Source organism: Lutibacter sp. A80 (assembly GCF_022429645.1).
Taxonomy (GTDB): domain Bacteria; phylum Bacteroidota; class Bacteroidia; order Flavobacteriales; family Flavobacteriaceae; genus Lutibacter.
In genome coordinates this window covers 2640234-2659318 of the sequence record NZ_CP092480.1, presented here as the reverse complement: position 1 = coordinate 2659318, position 19085 = coordinate 2640234, and the positions used below count along the sequence as shown (strand labels likewise).

Sequence of the window (19085 nt, the reverse complement as noted above, 5' to 3'; positions counted from 1 at the left end):
AAATATGATAAATCCTTTTGATGACAGCTATTTTATGAAGCGCGCTTTACAAGAAGCGCAGCTTGCCTTTGATAAAAATGAAATTCCTGTTGGTGCAGTAATTGTTATGAACAATCAAATAATTGCACGTGCCCATAATTTAACTGAGACTTTAAATGATGTTACAGCACATGCAGAAATGCAAGCTTTTACAGCAGCTGCAGATTTTTTAGGTGGAAAATATTTAAAAGAATGCACACTTTACGTTACTTTAGAACCTTGCCAAATGTGTGCTGGAGCAAGTTATTGGACACAAATTGGTAAAATTGTATATGGTGCTTCAGAAGAAAAAAGGGGATTTTTAAAACTAAATACAACATTACATCCAAAAACTAAGGTTGTTGGTGGTGTTTTAAAAGAAGACTGTGCCAAATTATTAACCAGATTTTTTATAGAAAAACGAAATTTAAATTAAGAGGTTATAAATCTTTATCCTCTTTTTTAATATGCTCTTCTAAATCTTTTTTGTATTTATCAAAAGTAAAATCTTTAATGTTTTTATTTTTATAACGGTAATAAATAAACAATGGCATAAAAACAAATGCAATTACCAAAACGCTAATACCTATTATTATTTCTCCATTGGCATCACCTTCATTTTTAATGTAAAAACCATATACTAAGGTTCCTAAAATAACTAATAATATAATAATTAAAATCTGTTTCATAATTAAGCAGTTACATTAATTAATTTTCTTCGATAAGCTGTTAATAACCTAGATTTAGATATAAACCCATAATATTTCCCGTCTTTTAAAACAGGTAAATTCCAAGCAACGGTATCTTTAAATTTATCCATAATTACTTCCATAGAATCTTTGTCATAATTAATAATTGCAGGTGCCATTTGCATTAAATTTTTGGCTTTTAGTTTTGTATATAACTTTTGTTCAAACATAATACTTCTTATGTCATCTAACATTAAAATACCCAAAAATTCGTTAGCATCATTTACAACGGGAAAATGATTTCTAGTTGATTTAATTACAGCTTTATTAACAATATCTCCTAAATTCATATTAGGATGAATGATAATAAAATTAGTTTCAATTACCTTATCAACATCCATAAGTAACAGCACTTTTTTATCTTTATCATGCGTAATCAACTGACCTTTTTTGGCTAATTCTGCACTGTAAATATTATGTGGAATATACTGTTTTGTAATTAAATAACTAATTGCAGAAACAATCATTAAAGGAACAAAAAGTTGATAACCTCCTGTAATTTCGGCTATTAAAAAAATAGCCGTTAAAGGAGCTTGTAATATACCCGCCATTAAACCTGCCATACCAACCATTGCAAAATTTGCAGAAGATAATTGATGACTAAAAATATTACTATTGTTAATTATTAAGGCAAAAACATACCCGGTAACGCTTCCTGTAAAAAGTGTAGGAGCAAAAACACCACCAACACCACCAGCTCCAAAAGTTAGAGATGTAGCAACTACTTTAAATAAGATTAAGCCCAATAAAAATAAAATAATAATTAATACATTATCAGCTTGAATATGAAAAATATTATTAGAAACTACCTTATAAATATCTCCTCTTAAAATATTATTAATAGTAGAATAACCTTCACCAAATAATGGTGGCACCAAATATACCATAACACCTAATAAGGTTCCTCCAAACAAGAGTCTTTTATGAAAACCTTTAAAATCCCTAAAAAAGCCACCAATTCTAAAATAAATTTTACTAAAATATATAGATGCCATTGCAGAAAAAACACCAAGAAGCACATAAAAAATAACATCTTCTAATTGAAACTTATCAATTACTTCAAAATGAAGTAATATATCATCTCCAAAAAAGAAATATGAAGTTAAAACTGCTGTAATTGAAGCTAATAAAATTGGAATCATGGAAACCATTGTTAACTCTAAACTAAATACTTCTACAGTAAAAACAATGGCAGCAATTGGAGCTTGAAAAATTGAAGAAAACACACCAGCCACTGCAGCACCAATTAAAAGTGTTTTAGTAGATTGATTTAAGTGCATTAAACGTGCAAAATTTGAACCCATTGCAGCTCCTGTAGCAACAATTGGACCTTCTAAACCTGCAGAACCACCAAAACCAACTGTAAAAGGTGCAGTTATTAAAGATGCCCACATTTGATAACGCGGTATAACACCTTTTAATTTTGAAATTGAAAAAAGAATTACAGGGATACCATGCCCTAATTTCTTTCTGATAAAGTATTTTTTAATAATATAAACAACTATTAATCCAATAAGCGGAAAAATAAAATAGAACGCGTGATGAATATCTTTAATAATTCCATCTTCTAATCTCTCTTGAATAAAGTGAGTAGAATTTTTTAAAACTACAGCAGAAACACCAGCTAATAAGCCAATTACAGCACTTGAAATGTTTATAAACTGTTTATCAGAAATATGTTGAAATCTCCAAATTAAAAATTTTTTAAGAACTTTTTTAAATCCTTCTGACATTACGAGTATATTTAAAAAAAAGAATTGCAAAAATACAAAAAATAGTACTTAACATTTTAGATTTTTGCTTTTTTTAAAAGGATATTTTTTAATGGTAATTAAACAGCTATTTATTATCAAATAAAGAAAAATTAAACCTTTTTAGGTTACTTAAGTAGTTACATTTATTAGTTTTCTTCTATAGGCAGTTAAAAGTCTAGATTTTGAAATAAAACCATAATATTTTCCATTTTTAATTACGGGCAAGTTCCAAGCAACTGTTGTTTTAAATTTATTCATTATTACTTCCATAGAATCGGTTTCATAATTAATAATATCGGGTACACTATGCATTAGGTCTAAAACACGTTCTTTACCGTATAATTTTGTATTGAACATAATACTCCTAATATCATCAAGCGTTATAACTCCTAAAAATTCATTTTCACTACTTACAACAGGAAAGTGATTTCTAGAAGATTTTGCAACAGCATTATTTACAATTTCACCTAAAGTCATTTGTGGTTTTAAAACAATAAAATTAGTTTCAATAACCTTATCAATATCCATTAACATTAACACGTTTTTATCTTTATCATGTGTTAATAACTGCCCTTTTTCAGCCAATTCTGAAGCGTAAATATTATATGGAATATAGCGTTTGGCAATTAAGTATGAAATAGAAGAAACAATCATTAATGGTACAAATAATTCATAACCACCCGTAAGTTCAGCAATTAAGAAAATAGCCGTTAATGGAGCTTGAAGAATTCCTGCCATTAAACCTGCCATACCAACCATTGCAAAATTAGAAGAAGATAATTGATGACTGAAAATATTACTATGATTAATAATTGAAGCAAATACGTAGCCTGTAATACTACCTGTAAAAAGAGTAGGTGCAAAAATACCACCTACACCACCAGCACCAAATGTTAACGAAGTAGCAATTACTTTAAAAAGAACTAAGCCAATTAATAACACTATAACTATTAAAAAATTATCAGGTTCAATTTGAAAAATGTTATTAGAAACAATAGGAGTTATATTTCCTTTTAAAACATTATTAATAATTGAATATCCTTCACCAAATAAAGGAGGAATTAAAAAAACCATAATACCCAAGGCTATTCCACCAAAAATTAAGCGTTTATGCGCTCCCTTAAAATCTCTAAAAAAAGCTCCTATTTTAAAATAAATTTTACTAAAATAAATTGATACTGCTGCTGAAGAAACCCCTAGTAAAACATAAAAAATTACATCATATAAATGAAATTTATCTTCAATACTAAAGTGAAGTAATACGTCATCTCCAAAAAAGAAATAAGAGGTTAAAACAGCTGTAATAGAAGCTAATAATAACGGAATCATAGAAACCATTGTTAACTCCAAACTAAAAATTTCAACGGCAAAAACAATTGCTGCAATAGGCGCTTTAAAAATAGATGACATAGCTCCTGCTGCGGCTGCACCAATAAGCAATGTTCTTGTAGTTTGGTTTACATGCATTAAACGGGCAAAATTAGAACCTAAGGCTGCACCTGTTGCAACTGTTGGCCCTTCCAAACCTACTGAACCTCCAAAACCAACAGTTAATGGCGCCGTTAATATTGACGACCACATTTGATGGCGAGGCATTATTCCTTTTAATTTTGAGATTGTAAATAAGGTAGAAGGAATACCATGACCCACTTTTTTTTTAATAACGTACCTCTTAATCATACGAACCAAAAACAATCCAAAAAGCGGAAAAATAAAATAAAAAGCTACGTGAATATCTATAATAAATTCGCTCTCTAGCAAATGCTGAATAAAATGCGTTAGATTTTTTAAAATTACAGCACCTAAGCCTGCTAATAAACCTATTATGGCACTAGCAATTCTAACAAATTGTTTATCGGAAATATGTTGGTATTTCCAGATTAGAAATCTTTTTAAAAATTTTTTAGACTTTTTTGCCATTATATTTTTTAACAATCTTTTTCTCAAAAATACCAAAATAAGATTATTTTACCTTTTTTTGGGACAATTTTTGCATTTCTTTTCACCTTTTTTTTTATATTTTTTACAACAACTATCTTTTGTAGATTCTTTTTTTATTGAATCCCAATCAAAGTCGTAGTTAAAAATACTTTTTGGCTTTTTATGTAGCACAATTTCTTATTTAGAATGGTTATAAGCAAATATAGCTTTAAAAGCAATACTTAAAAAAATAATTTGTTAAACATGGGTAATTAGTAATTGTTTAAAAACTTTTTAATATCCATATTAGAACCGTAAAGTACTAAAATATCATCTTCTTCTAAAACAAGCTCAGCAGAAGCTACACCTTGCACTTTATTAATAATTTCGGTTTTTCCTAAGTTACCTTGAATTACAGTTTTTTTGATAGTAGTTAGTATTAAAATATTAAATTTATTTCTAAAGTCTAAATCTTTAATTTTTTTACCTGCATACATTGTTGGTACATTTGCTTCTACCAAACTATAATCTTCACTAAGTTCAAAAGAATCTATAACACCTATTAAACATAATTTTTTTGCCCATCGTTCTGCAGTTTCTTCCTCTGGGTGTAAAATTTCATCAACACCTAAGGCTTTTAAAACCATTTCATGCAATGGGTTAATGGCTCTACTTATAAGTCTTTTAACATTTAAGTTTTTAAATAACGCTGTAGCCATTACATTTGCTCCTTGATCTTCTCCTATTGCAACAATTACAACATCGGTGTCTTTTAAAGGTAAACCAGAAACTGTATATTCATCAGTTGCATTCATACAGATAGTATGTGAAATTTTTTCTTTTAAAGCATCTACTCTTGCCATACTAGAGTCTATTCCAATAACTTCATTACCCTGATTTGTTAATTTTTCTGCTAACGAAGCACCAAAATTTCCTAGACCTACTATTAAAAATTTCATATCTATATTTTTTAATTAGTTAATTGTAATTTCTTCGGTTGGATACCGATAATTTTTATGTTTTACTTTTTTAAATACAGCAATTAAAATTGACAACATACTTACTCTACCTATAAACATTATTGTAATTAAAATAAGTTTACTTGGATCGCTTAATGCTGCCGTAATTCCTAAACTTAAACCAACAGTACTGTATGCTGAAAAGCATTCAAAGGCAACATTTAAGGGGCTTATTTCTGGATCAAAAATTAAAATAGCGATAATACCTATTCCAATAACAATTAACGATAAAGAAATTATAGCAAAAGCTCTTCTTACCGAAGAATCTGAAATTTCTCTTCTATAAATCTCAATTCTTGATTTACCCTTTGCTAAACTTATAAAATTAAGTGTTGCAATGGCAAAAGTACTAGTTTTTATACCTCCACCTGTTGATGCAGGTGAAGCTCCAACCCACATTAAAAACATTGTAACTAAAATTGTTGGCAAACTTAATGTAGCCATATCTACAGTATTAAAACCCGCAGTTCTTGGTGTTGCAGATCCAAATAAAGCTGTTATAAATTTTCCTATTCCATGATGTTCTACAAGTGAATTATTATATTCGGTAATGTAGAATGATATTGTTCCGAAAGCCAATAATGAAAATGCTGTAATTAATGTAATTCTACTATTTAAACTTAACACCCAAGGCTTATATTGTTTTTTCCAATGTTTTACACCAAATATTTTTCTGGTTAAATAATATTTAGAATATTTTAAAATATTTACCAAAATAGGGAATCCTAAACCTCCTAAAATTAGAAGTAGAATAAGTAAAAATTGTAATAAGTAGTTAAATCTAAAGCTGCTTTCATACAAACCATTTTGCAAGGTTGAAAATCCGGCATTGCAAAATGCAGAAATAGCGTGAAAAAATGCAAAAAACACCTGATCCACAATCCCATTAAACAATTCAGAATTTAAACTAAAGAAAATTAATAGTGCTCCTATTATTTCAATTGTAAAAGTAATTACAATAATTCTTCTTAAGGTATTAAAAACTTCTCCAATTTTATCTGAATTTGTCATATCGCTTAAAATCAATTGATTTTCATACGATGAAACGCCTCTAAAGAAGTAACTAAAATAACTTGCAAATGTTAAAATACCAATTCCACCAGCTTGTATTAAAATAAGCAATATTGTTTGTCCAAATTGGGTAAAATAACTACTAGTATCAACAACTATAAGTCCAGTTACACAAACTGCACTAGTTGATGTAAATAACGCATTTATAAAAGAAATACCCGAATAAGTTGCATTAGGAAGCATTAATAAAAGTGCTCCTAAAAAAATAATAGCTAAAAAACTTACAATAAATAACTGTGCAGGATTTAATAACGTGCGTTTATAATTAATGTTTTGCTCTGAAAACTCCCTAATAAAGGTTAAAATAATAGTTAATTTAATCCAATTATCATTATATAAAAATGTAATATGACGATGCGCTTCTTGAGAAAAAAAATGAATATAAATTACAAAAACGGTAATTAAAATACTTATAAAATCAAAAAGCCAAACTTTAGTTTGTATCGTTTTTCTTTGTGTTAAGTATCGTATACTAGTGGTTAATATCCCTATGCTTAAAATTATTAAATACAACGCATTTATTACTCTTTGCACACTAATTGTTTGATCAAAACCAAAATCAAAAATTAAAACAAATATTCCTAAAAGTGTTAAATAAAAAGCAACTTTGTACAATAACATTAAGGACAAAAAACTTTTAAGATGCGCTTTCAATTTTTTTAATTATTAAATTATTTTATAAGATTAACCATTGAAATGGCTAAAACCAAAAAAAGTCACTTTTCAATTTTTAAAATATGAAGTAGTGACTTTTTTAAATTTTATTTTTAATAGATTATTTTAAATCTAATTTTAAACATAACTCTTTAAGTTGTTCATCATCAATTTTAGATGGAGCGTCTATCATTATATCTCGTCCACTATTGTTTTTAGGGAATGCAATAAAATCTCTAATAGTTTCTTGTCCGCCTAAAATAGCAACCAATCTATCTAATCCAAAAGCTAAACCACCGTGAGGAGGTGCTCCATATTCAAATGCATTCATTAAAAAGCCAAATTGTTCTTTTGCTTGTTCTGGTGTAAAACCTAGATGATCAAACATTAATGCTTGTGTATTTTTATCGTGAATACGAATTGAACCTCCTCCAATTTCGTTTCCATTTAATACCATATCATAAGCATTTGCTCTTACTTTTCCTGGATCTGTATCTAATAAGTGTAAATCTTCAGGTTTTGGTGAAGTAAAAGGATGGTGCATTGCATGGTAACGATTTGTTTCTTCATCCCATTCTAATAAAGGAAAATCAACTACCCATAGCGGAGCAAATTCATTTGGTTTACGTAAACCTAAACGCTCTGCCAATTCCATACGTAAGGCACTTAATTGTGTTCTTACTTTATCTGCAACACCACTTAAAACACAAATTAAATCTCCTGGTTTTGCACCGGTAACTTCTGCCCATTTTGCTAAATCTTCTTGGTCGTAAAATTTATCTACAGAAGATTTAAACGTTCCATCTTCATTATATTTGGCATAAACCATACCTAGGGCTCCTACTTGAGGTCTTTTTACCCATTCAATTAATTTATCTATTTCTTTACGTGTATAACTTGCTGCACCAGGAACGGCAATACCAACAACTAATTCTGCATTATTAAAAACACCAAATTCTTTATGTTGTGCTACTTCATTTAATTCGCCAAATTCCATTCCAAAACGAATATCTGGTTTATCATTTCCATATTTTTTCATGGCCTCTTCATAGGTCATTCTAGGAAATTTATCAACTTCAACACCATTTACTTCTTTTAATAAATAACGAGTAAGTCCTTCAAACGTATTTAAAATATCTTCTTGTTCTACAAACGCCATTTCACAGTCTATTTGTGTAAATTCTGGTTGTCTGTCTGCTCGTAAATCTTCATCTCTAAAGCATTTTACAATTTGAAAATACTTATCTAGTCCACCAACCATTAGCAATTGCTTAAAAGTTTGAGGAGATTGTGGCAATGCATAAAACTGACCTTCATTCATTCTACTTGGCACTACAAAATCACGTGCTCCTTCTGGAGTAGATTTAATTAAAACTGGAGTTTCAACTTCAATAAAACCTTCATCGGATAAATATTTTCTAGTTTCAATGGCGATTTTACTTCTAAAAATTAAGTTATTTTTTACCGGGTTTCTTCTAATATCAAGGTAACGATATTGCATTCTTAACTCATCACCACCATCAGTTTCATCTTCAATAGTAAAAGGAGGAACTATAGATTTATTTAAAATTGTTAATTCTTTTACTAGAATTTCAATAGCACCTGTTGGTATATTTTTATTTTTTGATACACGTTCAATTACTTCACCTTTAACCTGAATTACAAATTCACGTCCTAGTGTTTTAGCTTCTTCAACCATTTCTTTTGAAGTACGGTCAGCATCAAAAATTAACTGTGTAATTCCATAACGGTCACGTAAATCAACCCAAATCATAAATCCTTTATCTCGGGTTTTTTGTACCCATCCGGCCAAAGTAACTTCTTGACCAACATTTTCTAATCTTAATTCTCCGTTTGAATGTGTTCTATACATTTTAATTTTTTTTAAAAGACTGTGCAAATTTAGTGATTTAGCAACTAGTTTTATAAGTAATCATATTTTTTTTAAGCACTCCGTTTACTTTTAGAAGTGTTAAAATTTGATTCTAGCTTTAAAAATGTAAAAATTAACTCTAAATTAATATGTATTAAATTGATTTTAAGCACTCAACGCTTTTTTTTAATAAGCAAAACACCTTGAAAATGAGTGTTAAATAACGTTAAATAACAGCTTATGTAACCTTAAACATGTTACAACAATTAAAATATTATTAAATTTGCACGCCTTTAATAAGTAATTTAATAAATTACGGCAAAGAAAATTAATAAATTATGAGTTACAAACATCTGAGTATTGAAATTAAAAATAATGCACAAAAATATGGTGCAAAAAATGCAATACGTTATAAAGATGCAATTAGTAAGAAATGGATAGGAATTTCTTGGGAAAGCTTTGAAAATCAAATTCAACAAGTTTCCAAAGCACTAATAAATTACGGGATTAAAGAACAAGAACACATTGCAATTTTTTCTCAAAATATGCCAGAATGGGTTATTTCTGATTTAGGTATTATGAGTATTAGAGCAGTTACAGTTCCTATTTATGCTACCAATTCTAAAAAAGAAACAGAATACATTATAAATGATGCCGAAATACCTTTAATTTTTGTTGGAGATCAAGAGGAATACAATAAAGCTTATGAAATTTCTAAAACCAACAAGTACTTAAAATTAATTGTTGCTTTAACTCCAACTGTTAAATTTAAAAGTACAGATAACGCTGTTTATTTTAAAGATTTTACTCAGCAAAACTTTACAGAAGCAGTTGAAATTGAGCGTCAAAAAAGAGAATATGAGTTAGATTTAGATGACTTGGCAAGTATAATATACACTTCTGGTACTACTGGAGAACCTAAAGGTGTTATGCTAGATCATAACAATTTTTCAAACTCATTAAAAGCACATGCCTATGAACTTGTAGATGTTGACGATACAGACATTTCTTTAAGCTTTCTACCATTAAGTCATGTTTATGAACGCAGTTGGTTATTTTTCTGCTTACACATAGGTATGGAAGTTTATTTTAACCAAGATCCTAAAAAAATAGCAGATGTTTTAAAAGAAGTTAAACCTACAGTAATGTGTACTGTACCTCGTATTTTTGAAAAAATATTTGCTGCTATTCAAGAAAAAAGAAAAGAAGCCTCACCAACAAAAATGAAATTAGCTAGTTGGGCTTTGGGTATTGGAAATACATATCACAATAAATACAGACGGTTTGATAAAAAAATACCATTAGCCCTAAAATTAAAATTTAAAATAGCCGATAAATTAGTTTTAAGTAAACTTAGAGATGTTTTTGGTGGACGTATAAAATTTATGCCAAGTGGAGGTGCGCCTTTAGCAGCTGATTTAGTTTCTTTTTTCTATTCTTTTGGTTTAAATATTAAATGTGGATATGGTTTAACAGAAACTACCGCAACTGTTTCTTTATTCGGTTATAAAAATTACAAATTTAATTCTGCAGGAAAACCAATTAAAGGTACTCAAATTAAAATTGGTGAAAACAATGAAATTTTAGTAAAAGGACCTGGTGTTATGCGTGGTTATTACAAAAAACCAAAAGCAACTGCCGAAGTTTTTACCGAAGACGGATGGTTTAAAACTGGTGATGCTGGTAAAATGGATGCCGAAGGAAATCTTACAATTACAGATAGAATAAAAGATCTAATGAAAACTTCTGGAGGAAAATATATTGCGCCTCAAAAACTAGAAACTGCACTAATAAACGATTCTTTTATTGAACAAATTGCAGTTATTGGTGATGAACAAAAATATGTTACTGCCTTAGCCGTACCAAGTTTCGAAAACTTAAAAAAATATGCATTAGAGCATAAAATTACCTTTAAAGACATTGAAGATTTAATTAGTCATAATCAAATAAAAGATATGATTGATAAACGTGTTGAAGAGTTACAAAAAGAATTTTCTGTTTTTGAAAAAATTAAAAAAATAACTTTACTACCTAAAGAGTTTAGTATAGAAGCTGGTGAAATTACAGCAACTTTAAAACTAAAACGTAAAGTAATTCAGAAAAAATACAAACAGCTTATTGATAAAATGTATAAAGAATAAGTCCCTTTTTAAAAATTTATTTTACAATTATTAGCGTTAAAAAGCTTCCTTTAGCCAAAATTTAACGCTATTTGTCTATATTTTTTTAAAATTCTATGTAATAATTGCATATTTAAGTTTTCTAATAAAATCGTAAACTTTAAAAATGCAACTAAAAAATTACAAAAAAGTTTCAAGCTTTGTTTTGATTCTTTTAATTACCACCGTACAATTTGCCCAACAAAAAACAGGAAATATTGTAGAATATTTTGGCAAAGAAAAAGTAAATGAAATTAGTGAAGGAAAATTACTACACGTATTTAAAAACGGACTTTCCTTAAAAATTCAAGATTTCACTTTTAATTCTTCTTCTTTTCCAAAAGAACCTGTTTTTGATAAATTTTTAATGAATCCTACTTTAAAAGTTTCAGAAAATGAAGTTTTTGATATTGATTATCTAGGAAATGAATTAAAATGGGAAGCCATTTCAACTGATGAGACAAATACATTTAGTAATAAAGATTTAAAATCTAGTTATGTTTATTTAACCTATAAATCTAACTCAGAAAAAACTGTTCTTTTTGAAGCTTCTGGACATACAATGCTATTGATAAATGGATTGCCACACGAAGGTGATCATTACGATTTTGGTTGGAATTTAATTCCTCTTAAACTAAAAAAAGGAACCAATACTTTTATTTTAAAAGTTGGTCGTTTTCCTCGTATTAGAGCGCGTTTAATTGAACCTCAAAAACCTGTTCAATTTACATCAAGAGACCTTACAATGCCAGATATTTTAGTAGAGGAAACCAAAGATTATAAAGGAGCAATTAGAGTAATAAACGCATCTAATAACTGGGTTGAAAATTATACAATATCTTCTAATTTATTAGGAACTCAAAAAGAATCAAAAGTAATAGCAATTCCTCCAATGAGTGTGCTTAAAGTTCCTTTTTCTATTGCTTCAGTTTCAAAAGAAACACCTTTAGAACAAGTAGATTTACAACTAGAACTTAAAGACAATAAAAGTCAAGTTATTTCTAATCAAACAGTTAAACTAGCAATTAAAACAAAACACAAACATCATAAAAAAACATTTATAAGTAGCATAGATGGAAGCGTTCAATATTATAGTGTTGCACCTTCAACCGATAAAAATTTAGAAAAACAAGCGTTATTTCTTTCAGTACACGGTGCTTCTGTAGAAGCTGTAAACCAAGCTAATGCTTATGAAAAAAAAGATTGGGGAAATGTAATTGCACCAACTAACAGAAGACCATTTGGTTTTGCTTGGGAAGATTGGGGAAGATTAGATGCTTTAGAAGTTTTAGCTGATGCTAAAAATATTTATCAACCAGATCCTTCAAAAATTTATTTAACAGGTCACTCAATGGGTGGACACGGAACTTGGTATTTAGGTGCTACATATCCCGATAAATTTGCGTCTATTGCTCCGTGTGCTGGTTATCCAGACTTATTATTGTACCGCGATAGTTTTTTAAAGAAAACCTTAGAATTACCACAAGAGGAGTTAACTAAAAGAGGAATGACTCCTGAAGTTGTTGCCAAAATAAAAACTCCTTACATACCAACAGAAGTTGAAAAATTAATGAAAAGAGCTGGAACTCCAAGCCGAACATTAAAATTAATACGTAACTATTTACATTACGGTGTTTACGTTTTACACGGAGAAAAAGACAATGTTGTACCAACTTTTATTGCACGTGATATGAGAGAACGTTTGGGTAAATTTCATAACGATTTTACTTATTATGAATATCCTGATGGAACACACTGGTACGGAAACCACAGTTTAGATTGGTATAAAATATTTAACTTTTTTAAAGAACGTACACTAAAAAATCCAAACGAAATTAAAAACCTAGAATTTTATACAGGTTCTCCAGGAGTTTCTGCAACATCTAATTTTATTACTATCCATCAACAAAAAAAGCCTTTTGAAGTAAGTTCTTTTAATTTTTCAAAAGAAAATTCATTTAAAATTGATACTGATAATGTTGAATTATTAGAAGTTGATTTAACTAAATTAAGCGATACTATTACCAACATTTCTGTAGATGGAACAACTTTTAATGTAAACTCCAATTCAAAAGTGTTTTTAACAGCTAAAAATAATGAATGGAGCATTGTAAATAAACCTTCATTACAAGAAAAAGGACCACATAGAAATGGTGGTTTTAAAGATGCTTTTAGACATAATGTTGTATTTGTATACGCAACAAAAGGGTCAACTCTTGAAAACGAATGGTATTATAATAAAGCAAAATTTGATGCAGAAACATTCTGGTATAGAGCAAATGGTACAATTGAAGTTATAAAAGATACCGACTTTAATCCTAAAAAATACACAGATAGAAACATCATTATTTACGGAAATAAAAGCAATAATGCTGCTTGGAATAAATTACTTAAAAATAGCCCTATTCAAGTAGAAGATAATTTGGTAACTATTGGTACCAAAAAATTAACTGGAAACCAATGGGGATTATATTTTACAGTACCAAGAACTGATAGCGATTTTGCAAGTATTGGTATAGTAACTGCAACCGGAACTAATGGTATGAAAGCTACGTATGCTAATAACTATTTAGTAAATGGTACAACGTTTCCAGATGTACTATTATTCGACAATACAGTAATTTCCAATGGAGATAAAGCTGTAAAATGTGCAGGATTTTTTGGAAATGATTGGTCTATCGATAAAGGAGATTTTAAATGGAATTAAAATAGCATTAATTATCTTTTAAACTAATTTGTATATGTATGTACACTGGTGTTTGCAACTGGCAAATAATTTACACCAAACCAACATACTAATAAAACAACAAAAGCAAGTGCTAAAATAGTTAGCGCTTGTTTTGTTTTATGATTATGAAAATGACGGTAATGAATGTAAATTAAATAACCCATCCAAGTTAAAAATGCCCAAACTTCCTTTGGATCCCAAGTCCAATAATGACCCCAAGCTTCTTTTGCCCATAAAGCTCCAAAAAGCAATCCTAAGGTTAAAAAAGCAAAACCAATGTACACTAAGTTATCGGCTAATTTTAAGGTTTCTATATTAAAATTTCCTTTGTAACTATCGTACCAACCTTTTATGGCTACAATACTTGAAGCTGCTAACACGGCATAAGAAAATAAATATACCAATACATGTGGAATAAACCACGGACTTTGTAACGCTGGCATTAATGTTTTAGAGTATGTTTCTGGGTTTAAATAATTAATAGCTAAAAACATTGCTGCCATTAAAATACTGTATGCTAAAAACCATTTATATTTCCAACGTATATAAGTTATAAAACCAATTAAAGGTAAAAATGTAGCATACCATAAGCGAGTTTCTCCCAAGGTTCGCATTGGCGGACGATCGAGTTCTATCCACAATTTTACTACAAAGGTTATTAACATTGCCCAGCCCAACAAAAATAACAAATGTGCTATTTTTATGAGTGTTTGTTTTTTATAGGAAACTACTAAAAAAATAAGTCCTAAAACCCATAAAAAACCGGTTATTGAACTATAAAAAGGAAAATCTATCCAAGTCATATTATTCGTTTTTAGTTATTTTATTTCCCATCCAAAACATATAAATAGCACCAGCAATCATCATAAATATACCCAAATATATTAAAGGAAGCCAAGGGTCTTTTACAAGTTCTAAAACGCTTAAATTACTCCATTTACCCATTTTATCATCGTAACTTAATTGATAAATTTTATAACCTCTAAATTTAAAAGGCTTATTTACTTCTAAAACTGTACTTATACGTTCTCCTTCTTTAGTTAAAATATCTATGTCTGAACTAAATTTTTTTGCTTCAGGAATGGTCATTACCATAGAATAGGCATCATTAATTTTTAATGATTCATATGAATATCGGAAACTTCCGCTACTAATCCACCCTTTTTGAATGGAATCATTTTCAATATTTTTTACTGAAATAAATGCCGCTGGTGGTGCGCCAATTTCATTAACAGGTTCATATCGCATTCCAAAGCGAATGGCATTTGGTAAATAATCTTCAACCGTTACTTCAAAATTGTTAAAAAAATAGGTTTCATCTTTTTCAACTAAATATAAATTATTGCCTTTATTTTGCGAAATACTCCCGGTACTATTGTCTATTAATGCTAATTTTGGTGCATATTCTTCAATTACAAAATCTTTTAAATAAAAAGCAAAAGGCAATTCAAGTTGGTTATTTTGTGCATCCGTTGCTATCCAACTTGGTTTTTCTTCATATAAATTTATAGATAACCGCTGTAAATCTCCAGTACCTAACATACCTGCTGTTAGTGCTAAAAATAAGCCTACGTGATTTAAAATAAACCCAAAATTACTCCACTTAAATTGTAAAATTCTTTTGATTGAAATAAGACCTAAACAGGTTAAAAATTGAAATAAAATTAATAAAAATGCCCAGTTTGTAGTAATGCGATTTAAGCCTAAATTATTGATTAAATTATTGGTTGAAGGAACCTGTGGAATTATTCCCATGAACATTACCAAAATAGTAATAAGTACAATGCTTGAAATAGAAGCTGGAACTTTGGTAAGCCACCGAATCAACTGCTTATCTGCAAATTTTTTATACAGTACAAATAACACTAAAATATAACCAAACAATATAAAAATATTGTACGGATACGAAACTGTAACTATATGTTCTGAACCTGCAAAAACTTCTAAAAAAAAGCCTGTTAGCATTAATCCAAAACCTATAAAAAAAGATTCAGCGTAACCCCAAGGGTTTTCCCAAAGTTTGCGTTGAAATTTTATGGTATTTTCACTCATATTTTTATCGAATAAATTCAATTAAGAATTTTAGTTTTCTACTATTTTTAACATTTCAATTGCATAACGTTTTCCTAATTCACGGTAACCTTGAGCATTAAAATGAACATTATCTGATTTTACCGAACAACCATCTGATGAAATTACATGTGCTGTTGGAATCACTTTTGGTACAGTTGCAATAATTGCATTCATACTTGCACATTTACCTTGTTGATTTTCATGAACAACTTCACCAACTAACAAAGGCACATCGGCTGCATTTAAAGAAAGATCTTCTAGCATATTATTGTAAACAGTTGCTACATACAACGGCCAATTTTCATCTCCTGTATTTGTTTCACCTTGATGTAATAAAATACCTTTAATTACACCATCTTTTTGCGCTAATTTGGCAAGTTTAATTATACGTTGATACGGATTACCGCCATAGCCTGCAACTTTATCTGTAAACCAAGCTTCAGGATAAGTATCATCGTACTCTAAGTATAAATCTTTGTCAAATAAGCGTATATCACAACCTCCAACGGCAACATTAATAACACCTACTTTTATGCTATCTGGTAATTTTTCAACCATAGTTCTACCAAAATAATCGGCAGGTGAAAGTCCTGTATAACATTGACTTAAAGGTGGAATTGCTGGATACCAACTTCCTAAGGTTTTTTCTAAATTAGGGCAATCTGTACTTTGCATCATTAAAAAACGATTGTCTACGGTTTTATCTTGTTCTTCAATAACTCCTTGCCCTTCCATATTTGATTGCCCGAAACACAAATAAACATGAAAATTAGAGTTTTGAGAAAAAGCTGAAGTGGTAAATAAAACCATTACTACTAACAAAAATAAAGGTGCACTTATTTTGAAACTGTTCATAAAAATTTATTTAATTTTAGATACTTTCAAATATACTAAAAATGCTTCCGATTAATTTTTCAGAAGCATTTTTAGCGCCTATTGTCTTATACTCTAAATCTTTTCAAAATTAATATTTAGCCTCTCTTTCAGCAGCTTCTTTATCCCACTCTGTAGCTAATTCTTTTAAGAAAACTTTCTTTTCAGCTTTTAATTCGTCTATTGGTAATCCAATAAACTTTTGAGCATCGTCTTTTGTTTCAATATTTGGATAAGGAACTTCACCTTCAAACCCTAATTTCATTAACAATTTTGCTAATTTAATTCTAGTTTCTTGTGTAATATCAATTCCTTTACCAAGAACTCTACCTAACTCAACTGGGGCGTGAAAAGAACCTCCGTGCGAAGCTGCAACATAATCCCAACGCCATTGTCCAATACGAATACCGTGTAAAATATCTTTCATTTGAGCTTCAGTAGCTCCTAATTCCCAACATTTACCTGCTTCAACGTGTGCACGTACTAATAAACGTTCTAATTGGTCACGATTTTCTATAATACGATCTTGATTACTGAAAACATTTGCAATTAATTCATCTTTTTCTTCTCTATGACAAACTTGACAAGAATTCGCCACATTATTTAAAGGAGATTGAATATGATGATCGGTAAATTTTTGTCCACCTTCAGTTTTATAAGGCATATGACAGTCGGCACAAGAAACTCCTCTTTGGCCGTGAATACCCATATTGTAGGTTTCGTAACCTGGATGTTGTGCCTTTAACATTGGTGCTTTACTAATGGCGTGTGTCCAATCGCTAAATTCAATATTGTCATAATATTTTTCCATATCTTCAACAGTTTGACCATCATCCCAAGGGAAAACTAAGTAAGGGATTCCTTCTTTTTCAGGTAAATTTTTGTTGAAATAATATTCTACGTGACATTGCGCACACACCAACGAGCGCATTTCGTTATGTGAAGCTTTTGTAATGTCTTTTCCTTGACGTTCAAAAGCTTCAATTAAAGCTGGTTGCGTAATAGTAAGTCGCATTGATTCTTCATCATGACAGTTTGCACAACCAATTGGATTTACAATTTCTGTACCTTTACTTGCCCATTTACCACTATAATAAGCATCCACTCCTATTTCGTTTATTAAACGTGGAACATCTGGTGATTTACACGTCCAACAAGTAGAAGGCATAGGTCCGTCTTCTGGTCCAGTTGGTGCACCTGTTCTTAAAGTATTTCTAACATCTTCAATTGCGTACACGTGTCCACGCCCTTGATTGTAATCTTTTGAAAATCCATAACCTGCCCAAAGTACCACTAAACGAGGATCTTCTTCAAGCATATCAATCATTGCATTTCCATTATATTTTGAACGGAAAGTAGTATCTGCCGTTTTGTAATACGATTGGAATTCTCGAGGAAAATTTTCTCCCCAAACTTCATTTCTAGGTTCCAATTTGTTAATTTCAGTCATTGGAGTATATGCAAATTTAGCCTCCATTTTGCGTTCTGTTATTGAAGACACTAAAAGTCCTAACAAAAACACAATTACTAACGATGCTAAAAAAAGCATCCAGTTCATCCAAGGTTTTCTTTTATTACTCATCTTTTTTATCTTTTTGTTTTTCTGATTTATTTAAAAATTTACTAAGCCAATTTGGTACTGTTTCTTGATGTTCATCTGAAATTTTTCCGTAGTATTTTACTGAAGATAAACTATGTATACTTCCGTGTGGAACTTCTTGATGACAGGTCCAACATTTACGTTCTGTTCTATCTTCAAAATGCGTTGCTATCATTCCATTTAAGCGCGCATCGGTAACTTGATCTTGATGACAACGAATACAGTTATTTTGAACCACTTCATTACCAGCTTCTTTCATTTTAATTACTTCTGGTTCACCACGAGTTGTAAAAACTGAAGCATGGTATAAACCGTCTTTGGCTTTAAAATAATAGGTGTTAAAAATATTATCATGAGGTACATGGCAATCGTTACAAGAAGCCCATTCTCGGTGAGAGCTGTTTTGCCAAGTTGTATATTGTGGAGTCATTACATGACAATTAGCACACGTTTTTGGATCATCAGACAAATAAGATATGGCCTTTGATTCAACCATTGCGTACAAACCTAACCCACAAATAGCACCCAGTAAAATAATTACTGGCAAACGCCATTCTTTAGGTGGAATTAAAAATCGAACTAATTTTTTCATTG

General features: G+C 29.9%; 14 protein-coding genes. 3 read left to right on the top strand and 11 right to left on the bottom strand.

Annotation, left to right across the window (positions count from 1 at the left end; translation table 11 throughout):
* Positions 1 to 4 precede the first annotated feature (4 nt).
* The gene (locus MHL31_RS10945) at positions 5 to 454 is read left to right on the top strand and encodes a nucleoside deaminase (protein WP_240225993.1); all 450 of its coding nucleotides are present in this window, start codon (positions 5 to 7) and stop codon (positions 452 to 454) included.
* 4 nt (positions 455 to 458) lie between these two features.
* Here MHL31_RS10945 and MHL31_RS10940 read toward each other — a convergent pair whose 3' ends face one another.
* The 6 genes from MHL31_RS10940 to aspS form a co-directional block, all read right to left on the bottom strand.
* Complete coding sequence (locus tag MHL31_RS10940; RefSeq protein WP_240225992.1) at positions 459 to 707, bottom strand: hypothetical protein; 249 nt, start codon at positions 705 to 707, stop codon at positions 459 to 461.
* Positions 708 to 709: 2 nt separating this feature from the next.
* A complete protein-coding gene (locus MHL31_RS10935; protein ID WP_240225991.1) occupies positions 710 to 2500 on the bottom strand; it encodes a chloride channel protein in 1791 nt (596 codons plus the stop codon).
* Between the two features lie 150 nt (positions 2501 to 2650).
* On the bottom strand, positions 2651 to 4441 hold the full coding sequence (locus tag MHL31_RS10930; RefSeq protein ID WP_240225990.1) for a chloride channel protein: 1791 nt from the start codon (positions 4439 to 4441) through the stop codon (positions 2651 to 2653).
* A gap of 272 nt (positions 4442 to 4713) precedes the next feature.
* Complete coding sequence (locus MHL31_RS10925; RefSeq protein ID WP_240225989.1) at positions 4714 to 5400, bottom strand: TrkA family potassium uptake protein; 687 nt, start codon at positions 5398 to 5400, stop codon at positions 4714 to 4716.
* Between the two features lie 15 nt (positions 5401 to 5415).
* Entirely contained in the window at positions 5416 to 7152 is a 1737-nt protein-coding gene (locus tag MHL31_RS10920) for a TrkH family potassium uptake protein (RefSeq protein WP_240225988.1), read from the bottom strand.
* Between the two features lie 154 nt (positions 7153 to 7306).
* Positions 7307 to 9058, bottom strand: a complete 1752-nt coding sequence (aspS, locus tag MHL31_RS10915) for an aspartate--tRNA ligase (RefSeq protein WP_240225987.1) — start codon at positions 9056 to 9058, stop codon at positions 7307 to 7309.
* 338 nt (positions 9059 to 9396) lie between these two features.
* Here aspS and MHL31_RS10910 point away from each other — a divergent pair, with 338 nt between their 5' ends.
* Both MHL31_RS10910 and MHL31_RS10905 read left to right on the top strand, forming a co-directional pair.
* Positions 9397 to 11199, top strand: coding sequence for a long-chain fatty acid--CoA ligase (locus MHL31_RS10910; protein WP_240225986.1), 1803 nt, complete (start codon positions 9397 to 9399; stop codon positions 11197 to 11199).
* A gap of 145 nt (positions 11200 to 11344) precedes the next feature.
* Complete coding sequence (locus MHL31_RS10905; protein ID WP_240225985.1) at positions 11345 to 13924, top strand: prolyl oligopeptidase family serine peptidase; 2580 nt, start codon at positions 11345 to 11347, stop codon at positions 13922 to 13924.
* Positions 13925 to 13947: 23 nt separating this feature from the next.
* Here MHL31_RS10905 and ccsA read toward each other — a convergent pair whose 3' ends face one another.
* From ccsA to nrfH, 5 genes are all read right to left on the bottom strand, one after another.
* Positions 13948 to 14748: a cytochrome c biogenesis protein CcsA gene (gene ccsA, locus MHL31_RS10900; RefSeq protein WP_240225984.1), complete on the bottom strand. Its 801-nt coding sequence runs from the start codon at positions 14746 to 14748 to the stop codon at positions 13948 to 13950.
* A 1-nt stretch (position 14749) separates the two neighbouring features.
* A complete protein-coding gene (locus tag MHL31_RS10895) occupies positions 14750 to 16018 on the bottom strand; it encodes a cytochrome c biogenesis protein ResB (protein WP_240225983.1) in 1269 nt (422 codons plus the stop codon).
* 9 nt (positions 16019 to 16027) lie between these two features.
* The gene (locus tag MHL31_RS10890) at positions 16028 to 16873 is read right to left on the bottom strand and encodes a sialate O-acetylesterase (RefSeq protein WP_240225982.1); all 846 of its coding nucleotides are present in this window, start codon (positions 16871 to 16873) and stop codon (positions 16028 to 16030) included.
* Positions 16874 to 16982: 109 nt separating this feature from the next.
* The gene (gene nrfA, locus MHL31_RS10885; protein WP_240225981.1) at positions 16983 to 18473 is read right to left on the bottom strand and encodes an ammonia-forming cytochrome c nitrite reductase; all 1491 of its coding nucleotides are present in this window, start codon (positions 18471 to 18473) and stop codon (positions 16983 to 16985) included.
* Positions 18466 to 19083, bottom strand: a complete 618-nt coding sequence (nrfH, locus tag MHL31_RS10880) for a cytochrome c nitrite reductase small subunit (RefSeq protein WP_240225980.1) — start codon at positions 19081 to 19083, stop codon at positions 18466 to 18468. Before nrfH ends, nrfA begins: the two co-directional genes overlap by 8 nt.
* Between the last annotated feature and the right edge of the window lie 2 nt (positions 19084 to 19085).